General features: G+C 32.3%; 18 protein-coding genes. 8 read left to right on the forward strand and 10 right to left on the reverse strand.

The features are described from left to right. Positions 1 to 14: 14 nt before the first annotated feature. Positions 15 to 2579 carry a TonB-dependent receptor plug domain-containing protein gene (locus tag ACZ451_RS15210; RefSeq protein ID WP_464213905.1) on the reverse strand — a complete coding sequence of 855 codons (2565 nt, stop codon included), beginning with the start codon at positions 2577 to 2579 and terminating at the stop codon, positions 15 to 17. A gap of 97 nt (positions 2580 to 2676) precedes the next feature. Beyond that, positions 2677 to 3573: a lysophospholipid acyltransferase family protein gene (locus tag ACZ451_RS15215; RefSeq protein WP_464213907.1), complete on the reverse strand. Its 897-nt coding sequence runs from the start codon at positions 3571 to 3573 to the stop codon at positions 2677 to 2679. Positions 3574 to 3632: 59 nt separating this feature from the next. Here ACZ451_RS15215 and ACZ451_RS15220 point away from each other — a divergent pair, with 59 nt between their 5' ends. After that, on the forward strand, positions 3633 to 4283 hold the full coding sequence (locus ACZ451_RS15220; protein WP_464213909.1) for a rhomboid family intramembrane serine protease: 651 nt from the start codon (positions 3633 to 3635) through the stop codon (positions 4281 to 4283). Positions 4284 to 4363: 80 nt separating this feature from the next. On the opposite strand, the gene ACZ451_RS15225 is transcribed toward ACZ451_RS15220, so the two are convergent. Next, positions 4364 to 4987 carry a DM13 domain-containing protein gene (locus ACZ451_RS15225; RefSeq protein ID WP_464213911.1) on the reverse strand — a complete coding sequence of 208 codons (624 nt, stop codon included), beginning with the start codon at positions 4985 to 4987 and terminating at the stop codon, positions 4364 to 4366. Between the two features lie 281 nt (positions 4988 to 5268). On the opposite strand from ACZ451_RS15225, the gene ACZ451_RS15230 reads away from it, so the two are divergent. Beyond that, positions 5269 to 6927, forward strand: a complete 1659-nt coding sequence (locus ACZ451_RS15230) for an LVIVD repeat-containing protein (RefSeq protein WP_464213913.1) — start codon at positions 5269 to 5271, stop codon at positions 6925 to 6927. A 115-nt stretch (positions 6928 to 7042) separates the two neighbouring features. On the opposite strand, the gene ACZ451_RS15235 is transcribed toward ACZ451_RS15230, so the two are convergent. From ACZ451_RS15235 to ACZ451_RS15245, 3 genes are all read right to left on the reverse strand, one after another. Continuing rightward, a complete protein-coding gene (locus tag ACZ451_RS15235; protein WP_464213915.1) occupies positions 7043 to 8155 on the reverse strand; it encodes a redoxin domain-containing protein in 1113 nt (370 codons plus the stop codon). 130 nt (positions 8156 to 8285) lie between these two features. Then, positions 8286 to 9668 carry a sulfatase-like hydrolase/transferase gene (locus ACZ451_RS15240; RefSeq protein ID WP_464213917.1) on the reverse strand — a complete coding sequence of 461 codons (1383 nt, stop codon included), beginning with the start codon at positions 9666 to 9668 and terminating at the stop codon, positions 8286 to 8288. A gap of 15 nt (positions 9669 to 9683) precedes the next feature. Next, complete coding sequence (locus ACZ451_RS15245) at positions 9684 to 10196, reverse strand: hypothetical protein (RefSeq protein WP_464213919.1); 513 nt, start codon at positions 10194 to 10196, stop codon at positions 9684 to 9686. Between the two features lie 90 nt (positions 10197 to 10286). Between ACZ451_RS15245 and ACZ451_RS15250 the strand changes: the two genes are divergently transcribed. Continuing rightward, positions 10287 to 13196, forward strand: a complete 2910-nt coding sequence (locus ACZ451_RS15250) for an FAD-binding and (Fe-S)-binding domain-containing protein (RefSeq protein WP_464213921.1) — start codon at positions 10287 to 10289, stop codon at positions 13194 to 13196. On the opposite strand, the gene ACZ451_RS15255 is transcribed toward ACZ451_RS15250, so the two are convergent. Further along, positions 13188 to 14039, reverse strand: a complete 852-nt coding sequence (locus tag ACZ451_RS15255) for a UDP-2,3-diacylglucosamine diphosphatase (protein WP_464213923.1) — start codon at positions 14037 to 14039, stop codon at positions 13188 to 13190. The genes ACZ451_RS15250 and ACZ451_RS15255 overlap by 9 nt on opposite strands. A gap of 194 nt (positions 14040 to 14233) precedes the next feature. Between ACZ451_RS15255 and aroC the strand changes: the two genes are divergently transcribed. The 5 genes from aroC (at position 14234) to ACZ451_RS15280 (ending at position 20034) form a co-directional block, all read left to right on the forward strand. Next, on the forward strand, positions 14234 to 15298 hold the full coding sequence (aroC, locus tag ACZ451_RS15260) for a chorismate synthase (protein ID WP_464213925.1): 1065 nt from the start codon (positions 14234 to 14236) through the stop codon (positions 15296 to 15298). A gap of 115 nt (positions 15299 to 15413) precedes the next feature. After that, positions 15414 to 16952 (forward strand): dicarboxylate/amino acid:cation symporter, encoded by a 1539-nt coding sequence (locus ACZ451_RS15265; RefSeq protein WP_464213927.1) that lies wholly within the window; start codon positions 15414 to 15416, stop codon positions 16950 to 16952. A 64-nt stretch (positions 16953 to 17016) separates the two neighbouring features. After that, positions 17017 to 18048 carry a glutathione synthase gene (gshB, locus tag ACZ451_RS15270; protein ID WP_464213929.1) on the forward strand — a complete coding sequence of 344 codons (1032 nt, stop codon included), beginning with the start codon at positions 17017 to 17019 and terminating at the stop codon, positions 18046 to 18048. Further along, the gene (locus ACZ451_RS15275; protein ID WP_464213931.1) at positions 18041 to 18865 is read left to right on the forward strand and encodes an N-formylglutamate amidohydrolase; all 825 of its coding nucleotides are present in this window, start codon (positions 18041 to 18043) and stop codon (positions 18863 to 18865) included. Before gshB ends, ACZ451_RS15275 begins: the two co-directional genes overlap by 8 nt. Beyond that, complete coding sequence (locus ACZ451_RS15280) at positions 18862 to 20034, forward strand: flavohemoglobin expression-modulating QEGLA motif protein (RefSeq protein WP_464213933.1); 1173 nt, start codon at positions 18862 to 18864, stop codon at positions 20032 to 20034. Before ACZ451_RS15275 ends, ACZ451_RS15280 begins: the two co-directional genes overlap by 4 nt. 11 nt (positions 20035 to 20045) lie before the next feature. Here the strand turns inward: ACZ451_RS15280 and ACZ451_RS15285 are convergent, their stop codons facing one another. From ACZ451_RS15285 to ACZ451_RS15295, 3 genes are all read right to left on the reverse strand, one after another. Continuing rightward, positions 20046 to 22109: a mucoidy inhibitor MuiA family protein gene (locus tag ACZ451_RS15285; protein WP_464213934.1), complete on the reverse strand. Its 2064-nt coding sequence runs from the start codon at positions 22107 to 22109 to the stop codon at positions 20046 to 20048. A 124-nt stretch (positions 22110 to 22233) separates the two neighbouring features. Continuing rightward, positions 22234 to 23481: a mechanosensitive ion channel family protein gene (locus ACZ451_RS15290; RefSeq protein WP_464213936.1), complete on the reverse strand. Its 1248-nt coding sequence runs from the start codon at positions 23479 to 23481 to the stop codon at positions 22234 to 22236. A gap of 5 nt (positions 23482 to 23486) precedes the next feature. Continuing rightward, a complete protein-coding gene (locus ACZ451_RS15295) occupies positions 23487 to 23900 on the reverse strand; it encodes a thiol-disulfide oxidoreductase DCC family protein (RefSeq protein WP_464213938.1) in 414 nt (137 codons plus the stop codon). Positions 23901 to 23924: the final 24 nt, after the last annotated feature.

The raw sequence follows: 23924 nt of genomic DNA on the forward strand, positions 1-23924 counted from the left end.
ATGTTTTGAATGGTTTAGTTTTTAATATAGATGTCTTTTGTTGCTTTCACTACACGGCCATCCTTTGTGACTCCTTCAATTTTTATAAGATATCTTCCTGTATTATCACCTGTATAAAATTTTAATCTAGATTTAGTATTACTATTTACATTATGAATAGGCTTCCAGTATAAAGTATTACGAAAATCGGGTTTAATATGTTCTGCCTTTTTAATTTGATAATTTGGCGTAAAAAATTCTCTTGCTCTATAAAATGCAGGAAATTCAAAATTAGTAACTCCTGGGGAACTTATTTGTCGTTTAGAAAAACTAAAACCTCTATAGGTATAAATAGCAATTACTCCATTATTACCACGTGCTCCAAACAAAGTAGCTTCATTTCCTTTTAAAACATCTATAAATGAAACTTCTGAGGCCAACAATTGATTTACAAAATCTATTTGTACTTCAGCTCCATCTATTAAAAATAAAGGCGAGGATGAAGTAGAAAGTGGTGAACTTACATTTAGAGGTGATGATTGGGATGAACCAAAACCACCACCTCTTATTTCTATTTTTTGATTAGGAAAAGTACCAAAAACAGCTACCCCTGGAACTTGACTTAAAAGGTCAGTAACATTTAAAGATCCTGCACCTGGTATAGAATCAGGAAATAACCTATTTTGAGGTTGATTATATAATGTTATCTTATCAATTTCATCTGTGAGTTTTTCTTTTAAAGTTTTTCTTTCAGATTGCACAATTACTTCATCTAAAATAGTTACTTCAGAATTATATTTGAAATCTGCTATTTTCTTACGTTTAGCCGCTTTAAGATATTTCTTTAAATGATCATAACGTATGATTGAATTCTTTTTTTTTGGTTGAAATCTTGCAACTTTAGGACTTGAGGCAGGCGCATCTATGTATATAGAAAGATTCCTATTCTTATCTTTATTTTTTATATTTAAGTCAGTAGCTTCTATAATGGCACTAATGGTATCTTTAAAAACAAAAGGACCATAACTAAATTTACCTTGGCTATTTGTATTAGCTTTTTCTTGATAGGCAAATCCTTTTTTTAAGAAGCTTAATTTTGTAAATGTAGATTTTGTTACAAAAGGCTTATTAAATACTGTAGTTTTTCCGCTAATAAAAAGCCCTTTTTCTGGAGGAAAATTATTTTCTTCTATAGTATTTCCTAAAAAATCTTTCCATACAAATCTTCTCCAACCATGCGTTAGCATCAAAGCATCTAACAAATACTGTTTATTTATTTTTACATCATTTTCAAAAAAATAGGTTGGATTCTCTATAGTTCCTTTAAGGTCAGAGTCTAATAGCAACCAACTTCTAATATCGCTTGTATTAGATTCATTATTTATGCCTTCGTTATTATTAACACTTATAGAGAAATCTCCATTAATTATATTTTCTTTTTCATCAGAAACTGAGAGGTCAATAAAAACTGGCTCTCTAGTTTTATATATTTTCTTGTCCGTATTTATTTGTAGAGTAATATCATTTACTGGATTATCTATAAAAGATAACCTTTCACAAACAGCTTCTCCATTAGGGTTAAAAAGCGTAAAATGAGCAACTCCATCGTCTAATTCTTTTGTTAGTAATTTTATAGTATTATTATTTTTGTTTCTTGTTTCTACACGCTTGTAAAAAAGTTTTCCTCTCAGGTGTCCCAATAGCAAAGTCCCTTTTAAGCCTTCTTTTGTTGTAGATTTTATATCTATAATAACATGATCCTTATTATTTTTTATAGCTAACTGATATCCGTTTTTTAAAGCTGAAGGAATAGTATACTGAATATTTTTACCATTAAATTCTATGTTAGCAGTATAGTTCTCATATGGCTTAGGTATAAAAGCAGTCTTGCCTAATCCATATTCATATGTTCTGAAAAATGCAACTTTATTCCCTTTTGAATCTTTAATATTTCCAGATATTGGAATTCCGTTACCTATAGAATTTGTAACATGAATTCCTAATGTGTTTTTTAAATTTGATATTAGGTAACCACCTTCTGGATAAAATTTAAGTTCAGGTCTTAACTGGTTTGTGTTTGGTTTAACATCTGATAATAATACTGTGTCAGATAATACAATGGTAGTTTCATTAGGTTGATCTATTTCTTCTGGTTTAATTTTTTGTTGCCAAATAAGAATTTCTTTTTGATAGAAGATAGGTTCCTTATTTCTCATGTATGCTGTGTAAGATCGTAATAAATACTTTCCTGAAAGCCAATTTTCATTCGTTTTTATGTCTGCAGCTGTTCCAATACTATCTGTATATAATACTCTTCGAGCTATAATACTATCTTTAGAGTTAATCAATTCAATATAAGATACTTTACTCTTATTGCTTGCAGTGTGTGTGATGCCATTAACTAAATAACTTTTAATCCAAATAGTTTCTCCACTAGTATAAATTTCTTTATCTGTATGTAAATATATTTTCTCTGGTGTTTCTTCCTTTTGATATTTTTGGAGTCTATTAAGTATATATTCAAAACTATTGTCAAGATTAGAAAAGCTTAATGCCAATACAATTCCAATAATACACAAAATTAACTTTTTATATCCCATTTAGAAATGATGAAGTAATGATTAACTACAGGGATAAAGTTATTATAAAAAGTTACACTATAAATTAATAAAATGCTTTTTTTGTTTAATTCTAAAATTATTTTACAGTTGCAAACTTAGCAGGGACTTTATCTCTATGTTTCCAACGCTTATGTGTCCATAAATAATAGGCAGGTTCTTCTCTTATTTGTTGTTCTGTAAGCCTTAAAAAGCGATCCGTAATTTCATTTGGTTCAGTTTGTTTTCCAGAGGTGGTAATTGGAATAAATTCGGCTTGGTAATAGCCACGCTTAACTTTAGATACTTTTAAAAAAACAACAGCTAAATCCATTTTACGTGCCATAGTTTCCGCACCATTAAAAACAGGAACTTTAACACCCATAAATTCTGTCCAATACTGTGCTATATGATCTTGAGGTGATTGATCACTAACCATACCGAAAGTACCTATTACATTATTCTGTAAATTTCTGATTACTGTTTTTACTGTATCTTTTTGTAAAATAGGAGTAGTATTCCACCTAGACCTTATTTTTTTGATTAATTTTTCAAAATATACATTGTGTATTTTTTGATAAACAGCATAGCCTTTAGATGCAACGTAATTATTGATACTTACATTCCATTCCCAATTGGCGTAATGGGAGCATACTAGTAGCGTTGTTTTTGTTTTTTCAATCTCTCTCAATACTTCAATATTACGTACATGATATCGTTTTTTGACGTCTTCTTTAGAAAGATTTCTGGTTTTTACCATTTCCATAAATAAGTCTACCAAATGCCCATAAAATTTTCTTCTAATTTTTTGTAATTCTTTATCATTTTTTTCAGGAAAAGCAAGCTTTAAATTGGCGTAAACTACTTTTTTTCGATAGCCAAAAACAGTATAAATTAAAAAGAAAAGAAAATCGGAAAGTAAATAAAATAAAGTATGGGGTAGTATAGAAACAAACCATAAAAAGGGATATACTAAAATAAATATGATGAGTTGCATATACAGTAATATAAAGCAAATATAGCTATATTTGAAAACAAACAGAATAGCAGTTTTCTATGAATAATATACATATGGCAACCCTTATTATTATGGGGTTAAATGCTTTAGTTTCTTTTAAGGGTTTTAACGACAGGTATTTTTTTGACAAATATAAATTTTCCATAGGAGGCATCAAAGCAGGTCAAAAAGAAAGAATGCTCACTTCTGGTTTTCTCCATGTAGATGTTCCACATCTGCTTTTCAATATGGTTACCTTATATTTTTTTGCTCATGTAGTTATTAATAAGCTTGGCCCTTTAAATTTTGTAATTATATACCTAATTAGTTTACTGGCAGGAAGTTTACTAGGCTTATTTTTTCATAAAAATGAACCCTTTTACAATGCAGTTGGTGCTAGTGGCGCAGTAACGGGTGTCCTATATGCAGCAATAGTTTTAGAGCCTAATATGCGGTTAGGGCTTATGTTTATTCCTATCCCTTTACCTGCCTACGTATTTGGAATAATTTATCTTTTATATTCTATTTATGGAATGAAAAAGAGTTTAGGAAACATAGGGCATTCAGCACATTTTGGAGGTGCAATAGGGGGGTATGTAACCACATTACTATTTATGCCTAGTTTATTGCAAACAGACACCATATCTGTAATTTTATTAGCACTTCCCATACTATTGTTATTTGTACTGCAAAAAATGGGTAAAATTTAATTGAGATAAAAAAAGCATAAAGTATATTCATGAATATACTTTATGCTAATTATTGTATAGATAACAATTAAAACTGTTCTTTACTCTAAAATTGCATGCCCAAAATTTATACTAAAAGGAACACACCATACCGATATGATATTATGTGTATCAAAATCTACACCAGCCGGAATTTCATAGGTAAAGTCACCATTTAAACCTTTTATAGCACCCAAAGTTACATATTGAGTTGCTTGTAAATCTGTTTGAATATAAATTTCTAATTGAGGACCACTGTCCGATCTAAAATTAGTAATAGTTAAAACGGTTCTGTCTTCATTAATACTGACCATTCCAGATGTTGGATGCGCTGCATCAACAAAATTACCCATTAAGATAGCATTTGTAGTTTCATCTTCATTTGCCGTATCATCAGTTGTATCTGTACTTTCTTCTTCTGAAGTATTATCCGTAGGTTCTTCTTCTGTATCAGTGTTTTCTTCTCCAGTTGTATCATCAGTCGATTCATCTCTTGTATCTGTGCTTTCTGCCTCAGCGGTATCATCAGAAGTTTCTTCTTCTTCAGCAGTATCTGGGTTGTCTACAGCATCAACCTCAGAATTTTGATTATCAATAACAGCTATCGTTTCTTCTTCTATATCTGATGAAGTAGTGCATCCAAAAATTAATATAATGGATAAGAAGGCCAAGGGGAAATATTTCATAAAGCAATGTATTTTAAATCTTTGTCGTAAAACAAATTATTACTTATCAAGAAATAATAACAAAAGTTATTTTAACATTTTATAGCATTCTTAATGTAAGAATTATATAAGAACCTGAAAATTATGATAAAATAACAATGTATACTTCTTCGATAAAAAGCAAAAAAAAGAGATAAAATACATAAATTTGGTAGTTTGTCGAAAATTTGTAAGAAAATATATAAAATTTTAGATATTAACGTTTTGATATTAACCCAAATCTCAAATTAAACCTACTTACAATGAAAAAAATAGTTCCTCTAATGGCATTCGTGCTGTTGTACGCTGTATCGTGTTCTGACGAAACTACGATATTTGAAAATAATCAAGATAATATTATAATTGAAACGAATCAGAATGTACTAGATAATAGTATAAATTTTGAAAATGCTGGTGTACTCATTATCAATGATGATGAAAGTATCACTGGAAAAAGACAAATAACAGGTAAATCATTTGCAGATGGTGAACAAGCCGTTGGAGATTACCCTTTAACCTTAGTTGCACAAATTGATCCACCATCTTTTAGCGGAGGAGAAAATTTAACGGCTTCTCATGTAGATATAGATGGTAATTTTGCATATGTATCATATAACACCGTTGAGGAAGATTATGTTGGTGCTATAGATGTTATTGATATTAGTGACCCAAATACTCCAACAATAGCTTCAAGACTATATTATACCAATGCAGATATCAACTCCATTGCATATAGTAATGGGTTTATATACATTGCGGGTGGTTTTGATTCAGAAAGATCTGCTGCAATATCCTTTAATTCATTTGTAGCCAAAATTACTTCTACAAATGGAAGTATAAATCTTGGAGCTGGTATTCAATATGGCTTTCAGAAAGGATTTGTAGGAACAGATGTAGAAATTATTGGTAATAATGTACTGTTTACAAGTGGCAAAGATGGCACAATTGGAATGTATAATACCAATGATGTTACTACTGCACTAAATACTCAAGATTTTACAGATTTACGCTCAGTTGCTTCTTCTAACGGAAGGTTAGCAATTTTAGATGCTGATCAAGGAGTTAACATCATAGATGAAAACCTGAATGTAACGAGTACAATAGCTATTAATTCGGACTTTGGAATTGCCAATAAGCGTACGTTAGATTTTTATAATGATAAAATAATTGTTGCAGAAGGTGCTCAAGGTGCTGGTATGTATAACATAGCAACAGGAGATTTGGAAAGCTATATTCCTATTTTGTCTAATCCAGCTGATGTCGCTAGTGAAGATATTGTTACCAATGCCGTTGCTGCTGATGATTCCATAATTTTAATGGCAAATGGAGGTGCAGGACTTAGTTTATCGGAAAATACAGCAACAAGTACTGAAGCTGTTGGTATTATAGAACTAAGTGCATCTATAAACTATGTAGAAGCCAAAGGAGATTATATTTTTGCTGCATCAGGAAAAGATGGACTACAAATTATAAAAATGAACAAACCTAGTGAATCTTTAGCTGCTCGTTGTTCTTCTCTTTCTGCATACAGCGGAAGAAGAAATTTAACTGTAGATCCAGGAGAAACGTTAGCATTCAGCGTTGATAATAGGTTTGGAAGAATTAATGTAAATGGCAACCTATTGTTTTGCGGAACTTCAACGGCAAATAGCGATGTAAGTATCGGTACTAACGGCTTATTTGAAATGAATGGCTCATTTTTTGTTGGTAACAATAATAGAAGAAGAAACATTACTGTTGGTGAAAACGGAACATTTAGAGTAGAAGGAGATGTATCTATCTTTGGAGATTTAATTTTAAATGATAATGCCACTTTAGAATTTATTGGAGAAAATTCTACAATTTCTATTTCTGGTAACGTAAGAAGATCTAATTCTGCAACAGTAATAGGTACATTTAATGATATAAATAATGCATTTTAGCATTTAATGACATACATAAAACAATAAAAAAAGTGCTATTGTTATCTATACAATAGCACTTTTTTATTAGCTTGATATTAGTATTACTTACTACGATAAAAACAATTATATGTTTTTAAAGCTGGCCTATCAATTCGCCTATTCTTTTATCAAGTTCATCACCTCTTAAATCTTTGGCTATAATAACTCCATTTTTATCCAAAATAAAAGTAGCGGGTATTGCATTAACATTATAAGATTGTGCAATTTCATCAAAATATTGCACATTAGAAACATGATCCCAAATTAAACCATCATCAGCTATTGCTTTTTTCCATTCATCTGCTGTTTTATCTAAAGATACGCCTACAATATTAAGTCCTGCATCTTTATATTTATTGTAAATTTTAACCATATTAGGGTTTTCAATTCTACAAGGTCTACACCAACCTGCCCAAAAATCAACAATAGTAATTTCTCCTAAAGCATCGTATAGCGCTAGTTTTTCACCATTGGGTGTTGGAGCAGAAAAATTAGGTGCTTTAGCACCAATAGCAGTAGACTTATTCTTATCTAATCTTTTCTTAATACCCTTACCTTGGGTAGTTTCTTTTAAAGTAGGGCTAAACTTATCGTATAATTCTTGAACTTTCTCTTCTTCAATCGTTTTAGATTGGTAGGCTCTATCCAGTATCATTAAAGAAATAAATGCATCAGGATTCTTCTGGATAAAGTCAAGCTCAAAATCTTTAAATTCTTCTAACATCTCTTTGCTCTCTTCTTGCAAAGCTTTCTGATTAGCAGCATCTCCACTTGTTCTTGCCTTATTAAACTCTTCGCGCATTGCCATATTTCTTTTTGCAAAGAGCCTATTTTCTTCCATGTATTTGGCAAACATTTTATTTTGCGTTGTTCCATCAACAATTGCAAAAGGTAAACTATCTTTATGAGTAGTAATTGTTATTTCTCCATTTTCCATAATTACTGGAATATTCCCTCTGATCTTATCAATAAAGATATACTGAAAATCTAAGGAGTCAGCTTTTCCAATAAATTGAAATTTTCCATTCTCAATGGTTGTCGTATCAATATCGGTCAGTTGATTTTGTTCCCCAGCCTTTCTAAAAAAGACTTTTGTTCCGTTTTCTACTTCACCTGCTACAGTAGCATTAATAGTAAAACCTTCAGGAGTGCCAGCGCAGGCTCCAAACATAATGATTGTTAGTATTCCTAGTGCAATTTTTTTCATTTCGTATCTCAAATTATTTAAAGCAAATGTAATTATTATTACTTAAATCTCAATAGTAAACTACATTCCCTTTATCATCTTAAAAACCATAGGGGCTAATTGGGTCTTAATCGTGAGAATAATTTTAGAATTAATGACTAGGAATAAGGTCTTTTTCCCATTTTGTGTATAATGATTTTAACTTTTTAAAATCTTTTGGAAATTCCTTTTTTAAATCGTTTTTTTCTTTTGGATCTTTAGCTAAATCAAATAAAAATTCTTCAAAAACACCTTCATCAATATATTTAATGTATTTAAGGTTGCCAGAACGGATGGCACTTTTTACTTGAGAAGCTCTCTTTTTTCTCCAAAATAGATTACGATCATAATTTGGCTTTCTAGAAATAATATGACCCACTAAATCAATTCCATCTAAAGTTTTATCAGGGTATTGATTTATAATAGTTGCAATGGCAGCTGTTATATCCATGCTTATAAATGCTTGATTAGAAATACTCTTGGGCATTATTCTATTAGGCCATTTTATAATACATGGAACACGTATTCCGCCTTCACGTACATCACCTTTACTACCACTAAATCCTCCAGTACTTCCTAACCAAGTAGGACCATTATCAGAAAAAAAGAAAACAAGAGTATTTTCTGCAAAGCCTTTCTCTTCCAATTTTTGTAAAACACGTCCGATGCCTTTATCCATATCTTCTACCATTTTAGCATATATATTTTTATCTCCATTTCGCCATTCTTCAACCGTAATTGCATCTTCTTTAAAGTCGTCAGGTGATTGGTAAGGTGTATGCGGCGTGGTATAAGGTAAATACAAAAAAAATGGTTGTTCTTCTTTCTGATTACCAATCCATTCTACAGCTTCATCTGTTAACAAATGGGTCATATAATATCCTGTACGAATATGAGGTTCCCCATTTCTAAAAAAATCATGATTCCCTTTCATATAAGTACCCACAAATTCGCCTATGGGTTCGGTATGATGAAAATAATCAACTGCACCACCTAATGGCCCTATAGAATAATCAAAGCCATGCGCCTTAGGCGTATATGCTGCACCTTCTCCTAAGTGCCACTTGCCAATAATAGCGGTTTGGTATCCTTTTCTATTTAATATAGAGGGCAACACACCATGTGCTACAGGGAATCCTAATTTGTTATCATCTGAGAGGCTTTTTGCTTCATCATAACGACCTATATTTCCCAGCCCAATAGCACATTCCATTCCTTTAATTCGTTGCTGGTAAGTACCACTAAGCAATGCAGCTCTTGTAGGCGTGCATTCTGGACCATTTGAGTAAAAATTTGTTAAGCGAACTCCTTCGTTTGCTAGTTTGTCTAATGCAGTTGTTTTTATAGTAGTATTACCATAGGAGCCCAAATCACCAAAACCCAAATCATCTGCCATAATAATAACAATATTGGGTTTAGAAGCTTCTTGAGCAACAGTGGTTTCTATAAAAAATAGATTACTAGAGAACAATAATACAATCAAACAAAATCTCATAAGAGTAAAGATGCGTTAAAATTGATATCTAATCCCAAGTGCAATATCAAAAATAAAAGTATTAGAAAAGTTATCAAACCCAATAAGTCCTATTTCTGGTCGTGTATCAAGAGATATAAGAAGTGGTATATCAAAATTATATTCAATACCAATTACACCCGCAGCGAAAACAAATAAACCCCCGTCAGGATCTACAGCACCAGGGCCATTAGTTGCCGGTATAGGTTCAAAGTCTACACTGCCTAAGCCACCTCCAAAACCATAGTACCAGTTAAAATCTCCATCTAAAAAGTTTATCCATTGGTAGGTACCACTTATTTTAAAAGCATCAAAAGCTCTGCTATCTCTCCAACCCAAATTAGCTTCTAATCTATTTGACGCCCCTAGGGATTTTTGATACGATATTTCTGCACCAAGTCCATCACTATCGCCTAAACGTAAACCAATAGTATGTTCTGAAATGTATTGAGAAAAGCCTAAAAATGGAATAATTAAAAAAACAAGAAAATAAGAAAAAGTAGGTTTCATATAAAGTGTTTAAAATTTATTCTCAAAAATAACTTTTTGAAGATGACACTAAGTTAATAAAAACTTAATTTAGCAGTAAAATTACTGAATTTGACTACCGAATTACTTAAAAGCCTCAAAGACAGTCTAGAAGGCGATTTTAATGTTGATGATTTATCAAGAGCTTTATACGCTACAGACGCCTCTGTATACCGCAAAACTCCATTAGCCGTTGCGTTTCCTAAAAGTACAGACGATATTAAAAAATTATTAGCTTTTGCTAGAACACATAGCATTGGACTTATTCCTAGAACAGCAGGAACTTCCTTAGCGGGGCAATGCGTTGGAGATGGTATTGTAGTAGATGTATCTAAGTATTTTACAAAAATAATTGCAGTTGACACCGAAAAGAAACAGGTTACTGTACAACCTGGGATTATTAGAGACGAATTAAACCTGTATCTAGAGCCCTATGGTTTATTTTTTGGGCCAAATACTTCTACCTCTAACCGATGTATGATTGGTGGAATGGTAGGGAATAATTCATCAGGAACTACCTCCATACAATACGGTGTTACAAGAGATAAAGTGGTTGCTTTAAAAACAATTCTGGTGAATGGGGATGTTGCCGAGTTTAAATCGATTTCTTCTGATGAATTTCAAGAAAAAACAATTGCTAATTCATTTGAATCATCACTTTATAAAAATATACATAAAGAACTATCTAATAGTGATATACAAAAAGAAATAAATACTGAATTCCCTAAAGAAACCATACATAGAAGAAATACGGGTTATGCGGTAGATGAATTATTAAAAAGTGATCTTTTTGGAGGAAAATCGAACACAATTAACTTATGTGAATTGCTTAGTGGTAGTGAAGGTACGTTAGCATTTACAACAGAAATAACTTTGCAATTAGATGAAATACCTCCTAAGCTAGCCGCCATGGTAGTAACACACTACAAGACGCTAGAAGAATGCTTAAGTGATGTTGCGCCAGTAATGGAACATGCTTTGCACACCTGTGAAATGATGGATAAAATTATTTTAGATTGTACTAAAAATAATAAAGCGCAGCTTGCCAACAGGTTTTTTGTAGAGGGCGATCCTGAAGCACTTTTAATGTTAGAAGTAAAAGCTGACTCCGAAGAAGCATTAGAAAAGCAAATAAAAGCATTACAAAAAACAATTACAACATCTGGATTAAGCTATGCAAATCCAGTGTTAAAAGGAGTTGATATAAAAAAAGCCTTAGAATTACGTAAAGCTGGACTTGGTTTATTGGGTAATATTGTTGGCGACCGAAAAGCTGTTGCCTGCATAGAAGATACTGCAGTTGCTTTAGAAGATCTAAAAGATTTTATTGGAGAGTTCTCTGCTATTATGAAAGGATATGACCAACAAGCGGTATATTATGCGCATGCAGGTGCTGGAGAATTACATTTACGACCCATTCTAAATCTTAAAAAATCCGAAGATGTAGGTTTGTTTCGTGCAATAACTACTGATGTGGCAAAGCTCACAAAAAAATACAAAGGCTCTTTTAGTGGTGAGCATGGTGACGGTATTGTAAGAGCGGAATTTATTCCATTAATGATAGGCAATAAGAATTATGAGCTATTAAAGCGAATTAAAAGCTATTTTGATCCTCATAATATTCTGAATCCTGGAAAAATAGTAGACGCCTATCCAATGGATGAATCCTTGCGATATGAAATTGATAGAACTGAGCCTGAGATAACAACTTTACTTGATTTTTCGGATAGTGAGGGAATTCTTAAAGCAGCAGAAAAATGTAATGGTAGTGGTGATTGTAGAAAAACACATCAAATGTCAGGAGGCATGTGTCCGAGTTATCATGCCACAAAAAACGAAAAAGATACTACCAGAGGCAGAGCAAATGCTTTACGCGAATTTTTAACAAATTCTGAAGAGAAGAATAAATTCAACCAAAAGGAACTTAAAGAAGTTTTTGATCTTTGTTTAAGCTGTAAAGCTTGTGCTAGTGAGTGCCCATCTAATGTTGATATTGCGACTTTAAAAGCTGAGTTTTTGTATCAATACCAAGAAACAAATGGTTATCCGTTACGCAGTAAATTATTTGCTTATAATACTAAGCTTAATAAATTAGGAAGTAAAGTTTCAGGGTTAACAAATGCAATTTATGACTCTGGATTTTTAGGAGGTCTTTTAAAGAAATCGGCTGGTGTGGCTCCAGAAAGAAGTTTGCCAAAAGTTTCAAGTTTTAATTTTAATAAATACCTACAATTATTTAAAAATAAACATGTTAAAATCAATAAAAAAATCATCCTTTATATTGATGAATTTACAAATTACTTAGATATAGAATTGGGTAAAGACGCCATAGAAGTATTGGTACGATTAGGTTATGATGTAGAATTATTTTTCGCCGAAAGTGGTAGAACATACCTTTCTAAAGGTTTTTTAAAACAGGCAAAGAAATTAGCATTACAAAATATAGAACAGCTTAAGGTATTTGCAGACAAAAAAATACCTGTAGTAGGTTTAGAGCCCTCCGCTATTTTGAGTTTTAGGGATGAATACAAGCGTTTTTCTAAAGAAACAGAAGTAACTGCTGCAATTGCAGCAAATTCGTTTATTATAGAAGAATTTTTAGCTGATGAAATTCAGCATAAAGCAATAACAGCAGATGCATTTACTAAAGAAGCTAAAACCATTAAAATCCATGGGCATTGCCATCAAAAAGCACTATCCAACCAAAAAGTAACTTTTGATGTTTTGAATTTACCTGAAAACTATACTCCAACAATTATAAGCTCTGGTTGCTGCGGTATGGCTGGCTCATTTGGTTATGAGAAAGAACATTATGAAATAAGCATGCAAGTGGGTGAGCTAAAGTTGTTCCCTGCAGTTAGGAAAGCAGCAGCTGATACCATAATTTCTGCAAATGGTACTAGTTGTAGGCATCAGATTTATGATGGCACCGAAAGGGAAGCAAAACACCCAATTACCATCTTAAAAGAGGCCTTACTGTAATGATTTTTTGTTAGCAACTGTCTTTTCTGAAGTTATAGCCGCTATAATTTCAGAAATATCCATTTCTTTAATCTCTTCATCTGCATAAAAAGCAGAAAGTTTGTCACTAGAATAGCGATACAGTTTCCAACGCTTAAAAGAATATTCTAAAGCAGTACAATTCTTCACCCAATCACCCGAATTCAAGTACATACATTTACCATGTTTGTTTTCGTAAATTTCTTTTTGGGGTTGATGGATATGCCCGCATACTACATAATCATAATCATTTTCTATGGCTAAATCAGCCACAGTCTTTTCAAAATCAGTTATGTAATTCGCTGCGCTTTTAACATTGTTTTCTATCTTTTTAGAAAGCGAATATTTTTCTTTTCCCAATCCTAATAAAAACCAATTTCTAAGTCGATTTAAAAGAATTAAGAAATGATATCCATAGCTACCAAGTTTAGCAATCCATTTGGCATTTTGAGTAGCAAAATCAAACACATCACCATGAAAAAACCAAGCTTTTTTACCATCTAAATTCAATACAAGCTTATTAACTACACGTATAAATCCAATTGAAGTACCCTTGAGCTTGCGCAGCTTTTCATCATTATTTCCAGCAATATAAACAACCTCCGTTCCTTTAGATGCCATTGCTATAATTTTCTTGATTACTTTCAAATGAGCAGAAGGGAAGTAAGATTCAGAAAACTGCCAAACATCTATAATATCTCCGTTTAGAATTAGTTTTTTAGGTTGAATGCTATTTAAATAGGCAATAAGTTCATCTGCATGACAAGCAAAAGTTCCTAAGTGCACATCGGAAATAACAGCAATATCTATTTTCCTTTTTTTCAATGTAATGAATTTTATACAAAATTAAACCTATGAGTATAAAATTGCGGTATATTGAAAATCAACATTTTATCAGCGAATCGTTAAGTAATAATTACCATTTCACTTTTTTGTGTTAATTAATCATTAAGTACTTTTATGTTTTGGTAGCTAATAATTTTAAAATTACCTTTGAAACCTTACAGATTACAATACAAATGGCAGGAAACACATTCGGAAATATATTTAAAGTATCTACTTTTGGAGAATCACATGGCGTAGCTATAGGCGGTGTTTTAGATGGTTGTCCTAGCGGTATAGAAATTGATTTTAATCAAATTCAAAAAGAATTAGATCGTAGAAAACCAGGTCAGTCTGCCATTGTAACTCAGCGAAAAGAACCCGATACAGTAGAGTTTTTTTCAGGTATTTTTGAAGGAAAAACAACTGGAACACCAATTGGTTTTGCAATTCGGAATACCAATCAAAAGTCTCATGATTATTCACATATAAAGGACTCTTACAGGCCTTCTCATGCAGATTATGTGTACGACCAAAAATATGGTTTTAGAGACTACAGAGGAGGTGGACGTAGCTCTGCAAGAGAAACTGCAAGTAGAGTAGTAGCTGGTGCTATTGCAAAGCAATTTTTAAGTGAGGTAAAAATAAATGCTTTTGTCTCACAAGTTGGGACTTTAAAATTGGAGAAAAATTATCAAGAATTAGATTTAAAACAAACAGAATCTAACGCTGTTCGTTGTCCAGATGCAGCTACTGCTGCAAAAATGGAAGAATATATTAAAAAAATAAAAAAAGAAGGGGATACTATTGGTGGCGTAATTACTTGTGTTATACAAAATGTACCAATTGGTTTAGGTGAACCTGTTTTTGATAAGCTGCATGCCGAGTTAGGCAAAGCAATGCTTTCTATTAATGCTGTAAAAGGCTTTGAGTTTGGAAGTGGTTTTGATGGAGTTGCCATGAAAGGTAGCGAGCATAATGATAAATTTAATACAGACGGTTCTACAAAAACAAATTATAGTGGAGGTATCCAAGGCGGAATCAGCAATGGCATGGATATTTACTTTAATATAGCTTTTAAGCCTGTAGCCACAGTAATCCAGGCATATGAAACTATAGATAAAGAGGGTAATACGGTACAAACAAAAGGAAAAGGAAGGCATGACCCATGTGTGGTTCCTAGAGCAGTACCCATTGTAGAAGCTATGGCTGCTTTAGTTATAGCAGATTATATGTTGCTAAACAGAACTATTAAATTATAAGCTTCTTTTTGGGCTTTTTCTACTCAAAACTGTATCTTTCAACACTAGTTTACGGCTTTGTTGCATTTGCAACAGGAATCACTGGTAATTCGTAAGTTTAAATCTTCTTGTTTTTATGAAAAAAATAGCACTACACTGGCAAATATTACTTGGAATGCTCCTCGGTATATTATTTGCTCTAATTTTGGTTCAAGTAAGTTCATTATCTGAAGAACAAAAAAAAGAAATAAAAAAAGCGCAATCAGAAATTGTTAAGACGAATACTGACAAAAATATATTGATTGGAAAATTATCTGAACTTGAAAATAATTTTAAAACTAGTTCCATTTCTGCTATCGATTTTCTTCAAAAAAAGGAAGTAACATTATTAGAGATTGGAAAATTAGATAAAAAATTATCAGAATTAAATAAAATTACTTCTACACAAACTTGGGCACAAGAATTTATCAGTAACTGGATAAAACCATTTGGTACCATATTCATCAATTCCCTTAAACTTATTGCAATACCTTTAATTCTTGCAGCATTAATTAAAGGAGTTTCTGATTTAAAAGATATTTCTAGCCTTTCTAAAATGGGGTTCAGAACCATTTCCATTTACATTGTTACCACGGTAATTGCTGTTTCTATAGGATTAGGCGTAGTGAGCCTTATAAAGCCGGGTGGCAGTATTACCGAAAATACACGTAATGAACTTATTGAAGCTTATGCAGGTGATGCCGCAATGAAACAAAAAGCAGCAGCTGCACAAAAAGAAGCTGGACCATTACAAGCCTTAATAGATTTAGTGCCTAGTAATATATTTGAAGCAGCATCTAGCAACAGAAATATGTTACAAGTCATCTTTTTTGCTGTATTTTTTGGAATTGCATTAATATTAATTCCTGAAGAAAAAGGAAAAACCGTTAAAAAGTTTTTTGATGGCTTTAATGAGGTTATTCTTAAAATGGTAGATTTAATAATGCTAGCTGCTCCATATGGCGTATTCGCACTAATGGCTGCTCTAGTTGTAGAAGCCCCTAGTGCAGATTTATTTACCGCCTTAGGAATGTATGCTTTCTGTGTTGTTTTAGGTTTAGCCTTAATGGTGGTGATATATGTTTTAATTGTAAAAATATACACTAAAAAGTCCCCTGTATTTTTCTTGAAAGGGATTATACCAGCACAGTTATTAGCCTTTTCTACCAGTTCTAGTGCTGCAACTTTACCCGTTACAATGGAAAGGGTTACAGAACATTTAGGCGTAGAAGAAGAAGTAGCCAGTTTTGTATTGCCTATAGGAGCAACTATAAATATGGATGGTACAAGTTTATACCAAGCGGTTGCGGCAGTATTTATTGCACAAGCCTTTGGAATGGATTTATCTGTTGGCACACAACTTGGGATTATCGCTACTGCGACCTTAGCGTCTATTGGCTCAGCAGCAGTGCCTGGAGCAGGAATGGTCATGTTAGTGGGAGTGTTAGGCTATGCTGGTATTCCTGAAGCCGGATTAGCTTTAATTTTTGCGGTAGACAGACCATTAGATATGTGCAGAACAGTTATCAATGTTACTGGAGATGCAACGGTATCTACCGTAGTCGCTAAATCTGTTGGGAAGTTAGGTGATCCAAAGATTAAAAACTGGGATGATAATTATGATGTGGTAAAGTAGCCCTTTTCAAAATTTAATATTATTTTTAAGCAGAAATGTTGTAAGTCTTAAAACCAACCCTATCATGAATATTTGTTTTTTAATGTATCCTTGGGAAGAAATTGATCCTGAGAATGACACTAGTTTGACCTTGATTCACGAATGCGTAAAACGTAACCATGGTGTTGCTATCTGCAGTCCCGCAAATTTAACAATACGCAACAGTGTTACCAATGCCTCATGTATGGTTGTGGGTAGAATGGAAAAGGTTTCCAGTAGCCTAAAATCTTTTTATAAGCAGGCAAAACTTAGAGAAGAAATGTTGCCTTTGGCTGGTTTTGATGTAATTTTTATGCGTGCCAACCCACCTTTAGACCCTATTATGCTCAATTTCTTAGACTCAGTTAAAGACGATGTTTTTATTATGAATTCGCTACAAGGAATGCGAGAAGCAAATAATAAATTGTACACAGCCGCTTTTGGAGATTCACATAGTAATATTATACCAGCTACACATGTATCAAAGAGCAAGAATTATCTAGTAAAACAAATTAAAGAATCATCATCGGATAAAATGATTTTAAAACCATTAAATGGTTTTGGTGGTTCTGGTGTTATTTTGATTGAAAAATCTGCAATGTCTAATATAAAATCGCTTTTAGATTTTTATATAACTAACTCAGATGGAAGCTCTAACTATGTTATACTTCAAGAATACATTGAAGGTGCAGATTTGGGCGATATTCGCATTTTACTTTTAAATGGGGAACCTATTGGCGCTATGAAACGCATTCCAGGATCCGATGATCATAGATCTAATGTATCGGCTGGTGGTACTATCGCAAAACATCAATTATCCAAAACTGAAAAAGCCTTATGCAAGCAGATTGGTCCAAAATTAGTAAATGACGGACTTTACTTTGTAGGTATTGATGTTATTGGTGGAAAATTAGTAGAAGTTAATGTCATGTCTCCAGGTGGAATCACCTACATGAACAAAGTATATAAGTCTAAACTGCAAACTAAAGTGATTGACTTTGTAGAAAGTAAAGTATTAGATAAATTAAATGCTTTTCAGCGTAGGTCTAGATTAAGAGATGAAGTAGAAAATGCTTAAACTTTCAGCACATAGCATCATCGCTAAAATAAAAGCAGAAGAGTTTTTTGAAGCGGTTTGTGATGATTATTCGTTTACGATTAAAATAGAGGCTTACGTTCCTTATGTCTGCGCAGCTGTACATGATGGACATCAGTTTCGAAAATCCTTATGGGAAAATTGTTTGCATTCTGAGTATGATCGTTGGTACGAAGAAGATCCTTGTACCAAACAAATGATACAATCGCATCCAATTGTAATAGCAGGTTGTGATAGTAGATTTGAATATGATCTGAATCGAGGACCAGAAACAGCAATATATACGGATGCTTGGGGAAAACAATTATGGAAAAACCCATTGCCAGAAGAAGAAAAACAGTTCAGCCTAAGCAAACATCATACTTTTTACAGTGTTGTACAGGCTCTACTTCAGCAAATTGAAAAGAAGCACCAAAAAGCGCTTGTTTTTGATATGCATAGCTATAATTGGAAACGATGGGATAGGGAAGTGCCTACATGGAATTTAGGAACGCTTAATATTGATAACGAACGTTATGAACACCTCACAAAATCTTGGAGTGAAAAATTAGGTAGCATGAAACTCCCAAATGGTATTGCATCAACTTCTAAAATTAATGATACGTTTCAAGGAAATGGTTATTTTTTAAAGTATATCACGCAAAACTTTACAAACACATTAGTTTTGGCCACAGAAATTGCAAAAGTATATTGTGATGAGTATACAGGAATACTATTTCCTGAAGTAGTAAGTAGTGTTGAGAAGCAGTTAAAAGATTTAATACCTTTGCAAGTAGAAGAATTTCTATCAAATACATGATACAAGAGGCAGAATTAAAAGAATTACAACATCAATATGCAGATTTATTTGAAATAGATACGCATCTGAACAGATTAATTCAAAAAATTGAACTTTTAAGTTATGTGAATCCTTTAAATATCGAAAAAGAGAAACATCAGTTTTTTGCTTCTAAATATGTTCTAGATCCTATCTTTAGATATCCAAAATTAAAATTCAACCCTTACAAATTACATCGTTTGTTCTTTTCGCAACGTTTAGAGCGTATTGAAGATGATGGAATACGAAAAATGTATCAAGAGATTATCTATTATTACTCTAATATGGTACAGTGCATTGAAAGCATAGGGAAGGGTAAAAACTTTCATTATAATTCTTTACGTGTATTTGGTTCCCCAACCGAGAAAGATGTTGAAAACGCTCGTTTTATACTGCATTTTGCCAATGAGCCTACTGCTGAAAATATGGAGAAAAAATATACTCCTGAAGATGCTAAAAAGTACTTCGAAGAATTTTCAAAACAATATGATTTTCCGTTAAACATTAAATTTTCTACCCATATTGCTGCTGATGCAATGGTAAGTAACGCTTCAAAAACACTTTTAATAAAAAGAAACGTAAAGTTTAGCGAAAATCAGTTATTAACCTTGGCTAATCATGAAATAGGGGTGCATTTAGTAACTACCTATAATGGTAACGAACAACCACTTAAGGTTTTTTCTAACGGATTTCCTAAAAATGTAGAAACACAAGAAGGTTTAGCTGTATTTAGTGAATATATGTGTGGGGCATTAACCTTAAAACGATTAAAAGAGCTGGCTTACAGAGTTTTAGCTTCCGATAGTTTAATAAAAGGTTATACCTTTTCAGACACCTTTGATCTCATTCATAATCAATACAAACTAAACCGTAACGATGCTTTTTCCATTACATTGAGAGCCCATAGAGGTGGTGGCTTTACAAAAGATAGATTGTATTTAAGCGGACTCCGTAAAATTTACAAACGCTATCTTAATGAAAAAACAATGGATCCTTTATTGTCTGGTAAAGTCTCTTTAGATTATGAAGATGCCATAAAACAATTATACACTTTAGGGATAGCAAAACCAAATAAACATACTAATTTTGCCTACCAACAAAATAAAAATGAGAATAAAACACTAGATTTTATTCTCAATAATTTAAAGTAATCTTTTGTATTCTAAAGTGTAATTCGTCTTCCTTTAGGATACTTTACTTGAAAAGAAAAACTTTCTTTCTTTTCTTCGGTGCTATTCAACTTTAATTTCCAGGTTAAGATCCCTTTTTTATTATCATAAGCGGCATTATTGGTTTCTATATCATCCACTTTAATTTCTTTATTCTGAGAAATAGGAATCCGATCTACAACTTTTAAGTCTATTGCTATCGCTTTATTGTTTTTGAGTTCAATATTGTAAGTTCTGTTGATAATTCGGTTATTCCCTGTAAAAGATTTGCTTTTAAAGTTCTTATTTTGAGCTCTTGTTACGGTAATATTATCGTCTACTCCTAAAGAAACAACCATCTCTTTACTCGTACTATAAGGATCTAATGCTGTTTTACCCGCATAAGCACCATCAAAATAAATATTAGCCTCTCCTGGTAGTAAATTCAGTTTTTCCCAGTCTTTAAACGTTGCTGTTAAGAATACATTTTCATCTATAATAGGCGCTGTAAAATATTCATAATCGGCAGCTAATTGAAAGGTGTTAATCTCTATAGCAGTAATATCGCCATCAGACAGAATAGAGTAGGGCTTTTTAATGTTGAATTTTGCAGTAGTAATCGTTTCTTCTGTAGTGCTTTTTTTAGTAGTGATGATAACCACTCCATTGGAACCTCTACTGCCATAAATTGAGGTACTAGCAGCATCTTTTAAAATATCTATATTCTGAATTTCATTAGCATCCAAATCTCCATCTTCATAATCATCTACCGGAACCCCATCAATAATATACAATGGTGATCTTTGCTGTGTACTACCAACTCCTCTTATTGTTACTCCTACAGCGCTTCCTTGTAATAATTCCGCATTAACTGATGATACCGCTCCTGTATACTCTTTTCTTTTAGAGCTATAACCAGTAACCACTACTTCATCTAATTGGCTAATATCTTCTTCTAATTTTACATTCATTAAAGAAGAATAAATAGGAATGCTAGTATTTGAAAACCCAACATAAGAGAAATCTAAAGTTTGTCCACTTTCCACATCTATGCTATAAAATCCATCAAAATCAGTAACAACACCATTAGTGGTTCCTTTAATTAGAATAGCACAACCTGGCAATGGCTCACCAGAAGCATCTGTAACAGTTCCTTGTACTTTTCGTACAGAAGGGTTGTAACTGTATTTTTGCTTTTTTGTAGCCAAATTAGAGCCTCTCTTTCGCCTTCCAAAATTTAAAAAATGGGTTTGTACTTCTGGCTTTACAGAAAACCTGTTAGGATTACCTGTAGATAAGCTAATAGTTACATTATCCCAATTTACACCTGTTTGCTGGTATACATGCGCTTTATAGGTGAGCTGTAAAGGATCGTTTAATTTTTTAGATTTTATATCATAGTTTGGCACCCAACCCGCAGCAGTAACATTATATTTTAGCTGAATGTCTAAGGTTTTCGAAATTGGAGCGTCAAACTTTATCGTAATCTCTCCTTGTGGTTTTGCAGGCGTATTATTTAATGCTGTGAGTTGTAATCGGATGTCTCTAAGTTCTTCTGCTAATACATTTGCTTTTAAATTGGTGATATAGATTTCATTCTTAATTTCAGTAATTCGTTTTCTATAATAAGCGCTTATACTTTTAATTTTTTCTAAATCTAAAGCTTGTGTTTCAGAGCTCACTACTCTGTTTGTGGTAATTACACGCTCTTCTTCTTGTAAGCCAAAAACATGATTTCTAAGCATGGTAATTTCTAAATTCAGGTTTTCCATTTCTAATAAAAGCTTTTTAGATACTGGTGATTCAGTTGTTTTTTCTAAATAATTAATATCATATGAAAGCGATAAAATAGAAACCGATTGCAAGCCTGAAACTTGAATACTACTTTCATCTATTTTTGTTGACAAGCCCGTAAAGATAACTTCCGATATGCCAGATTTTATATCGCAAGTAGCTGTACGTAAAATAGATGCGCTATTTAAATAAACAGTTACTTTATTTATTTTTGAAGGTTTTTTGATGTTATTTCCAAAGTTTAACAATGGAAATAAAATTAAAAGAAAGGCTAATTTTTTCATGATGGTTCGCTTTTTAGTTTGGGTAAACTTAGTAACTACCATAAAATGTTACAATCTTAAATGAGGGAAATACTGTTTTGACTTAGTAAGTACGATTATTTATTTAATAAATGAATCTTAAATATTATTTTGATAAAAAGTTAGTACTACTGGGCAGTTCAAAGCCTTGAAGATCAAAATAAGAAATAGCGGCTAAAAGATGATCAAATATATCTGCCATAATGTATTCATAGTTAGCCCAACGTTTATCTGAACTAAAGGCATAAATTTCTATAGGAATTCCTTGCGAAGTAGGCTTTAATTGCCGTACCATTATGGTCATTTCTTTATTGATGCCAGAATGATTATTAAGATAAGCATCAATATACTTTCTAAAAACACCAATATTAGTGAGGTTTCTTCCATTAATAAGTAATGATTTATCAATGGAATGCTTTGTATTATACTTTTCAATATCAGTATTACGATCTTCTACATACCCTGTTATTAACTCAATTTTTTCAAAGGATTTTATATCACTTTTTTCCAGAAAACGAATACTTTCTTGTTTGATGAGTAAGGCTCTCTTAATTCGCCTTCCTCCAGAATTACTCATACCTCTCCAATTTTTAAAAGAATCAGAAATAAGGGCATAAGTGGGTATGGTAGTAATCGTCATATCAAAATTCTGTACTTTAACTGTGGCTAAATTAATTTCAATAACATCACCATCAGCACCATATTTATCAAAAGTAATCCAATCACCAATGCGCACCATATCATTTATAGAAACTTGAATACTGGCCACAAAACCTAAAATAGTGTCTCTAAATACAAGTATAATAACTGCTGAGGCAGTTCCAAGAGCAGTAAAGAATTTCCACAATTCTATTCCTGTGATAACAGAAAATGCAAAAAACAAGCCAAATGCCCAGGCAAAAATCATAAAAACCTGAATATAGCTGTCTATCGGTTTATCTTTAAGACTAGATAAAGTTTTAAAGAAATCTTTAAAAGTGTGCAGAATACTTCTAACGATCCATAAAAAAAGAAAAATACCAAAAACTTCTAAGGTTTTTAATAATGTGGGAATTATTGTGGGAAAATCTTGAAAAACAAAAGGAACAGCTTTAAAGAGAATTACCAAAGGAACAATATGTGCCATATTCCGCGGAGCACTATTCTTAACCAATAAATTATCAAAATTGGTTTTTGAGTTTAACGCAAGTTTTGTAAATACTCCTACTAATATTTTTCTAAAAAGAAAGTCAATAGCAAATAAGATTACTAGAAGGCCTATAATTAAAGCAATAAGATTAATATAAACTGCCCATGTTTCTGAGAACCCTGAAGCAATTAAATAATCATATATTTTGTGAGATATGTTTTCCATAACCATTAAGAATCTAAAAATTTAGCTTTCAATGCTGGAGTAGGGATCATACATTGGTCTTTTTTGCCATACCATTTATAACGATTTTTAGCAATATAATCGTAAATAACATTTCGGAAACTTTCCGGAAGCCATTTAAAAACGCCTAAGATGGTGTATAGACCGCCAAATGAAGTTAAAATTTCGAGTGCTGCAGTAGATTTTGTATAATAGGCAATACCTGGTTCTATTAAAATAATAGAATCTGTTTCCTTTGTATCAATATTTCGCTCTGCTAATAATTGTTGTCCTATTTCACTTTGTAAAGCAGCAAAACGAAACGCATCTTTTTTATCTCGTTTAATAATATACTGAACAGAAGAGTTGCATAAGTTGCAAACTCCATCAAACAATATTATTTTTTTAGTTTCTTCCACCATGCAAAGATACTACAGGGGAGATAG

Source organism: Allocellulophaga tsushimaensis (genome assembly GCF_055383085.1).

Coding starts and splice junctions, on each gene's coding strand:
- ACZ451_RS15295 (WP_464213938.1), bottom strand. CDS start 23,900: ATGGTGGAAGAAACTAAAAAAATAATATTGTTTGATGGAGTTTGCAAC.
- ACZ451_RS15215 (WP_464213907.1), bottom strand. CDS start 3,573: ATGCAACTCATCATATTTATTTTAGTATATCCCTTTTTATGGTTTGTT.
- ACZ451_RS15210 (WP_464213905.1), bottom strand. CDS start 2,579: ATGGGATATAAAAAGTTAATTTTGTGTATTATTGGAATTGTATTGGCA.
- ACZ451_RS15220 (WP_464213909.1), top strand. CDS start 3,633: ATGAATAATATACATATGGCAACCCTTATTATTATGGGGTTAAATGCT.
- ACZ451_RS15280 (WP_464213933.1), top strand. CDS start 18,862: ATGATACAAGAGGCAGAATTAAAAGAATTACAACATCAATATGCAGAT.
- gshB (WP_464213929.1), top strand. CDS start 17,017: ATGAATATTTGTTTTTTAATGTATCCTTGGGAAGAAATTGATCCTGAG.
- ACZ451_RS15240 (WP_464213917.1), bottom strand. CDS start 9,668: ATGAGATTTTGTTTGATTGTATTATTGTTCTCTAGTAATCTATTTTTT.
- ACZ451_RS15225 (WP_464213911.1), bottom strand. CDS start 4,987: ATGAAATATTTCCCCTTGGCCTTCTTATCCATTATATTAATTTTTGGA.
- ACZ451_RS15245 (WP_464213919.1), bottom strand. CDS start 10,196: ATGAAACCTACTTTTTCTTATTTTCTTGTTTTTTTAATTATTCCATTT.
- ACZ451_RS15275 (WP_464213931.1), top strand. CDS start 18,041: ATGCTTAAACTTTCAGCACATAGCATCATCGCTAAAATAAAAGCAGAA.
- ACZ451_RS15265 (WP_464213927.1), top strand. CDS start 15,414: ATGAAAAAAATAGCACTACACTGGCAAATATTACTTGGAATGCTCCTC.
- ACZ451_RS15290 (WP_464213936.1), bottom strand. CDS start 23,481: ATGGAAAACATATCTCACAAAATATATGATTATTTAATTGCTTCAGGG.
- ACZ451_RS15230 (WP_464213913.1), top strand. CDS start 5,269: ATGAAAAAAATAGTTCCTCTAATGGCATTCGTGCTGTTGTACGCTGTA.
- ACZ451_RS15235 (WP_464213915.1), bottom strand. CDS start 8,155: ATGAAAAAAATTGCACTAGGAATACTAACAATCATTATGTTTGGAGCC.
- aroC (WP_464213925.1), top strand. CDS start 14,234: ATGGCAGGAAACACATTCGGAAATATATTTAAAGTATCTACTTTTGGA.
- ACZ451_RS15285 (WP_464213934.1), bottom strand. CDS start 22,109: ATGAAAAAATTAGCCTTTCTTTTAATTTTATTTCCATTGTTAAACTTT.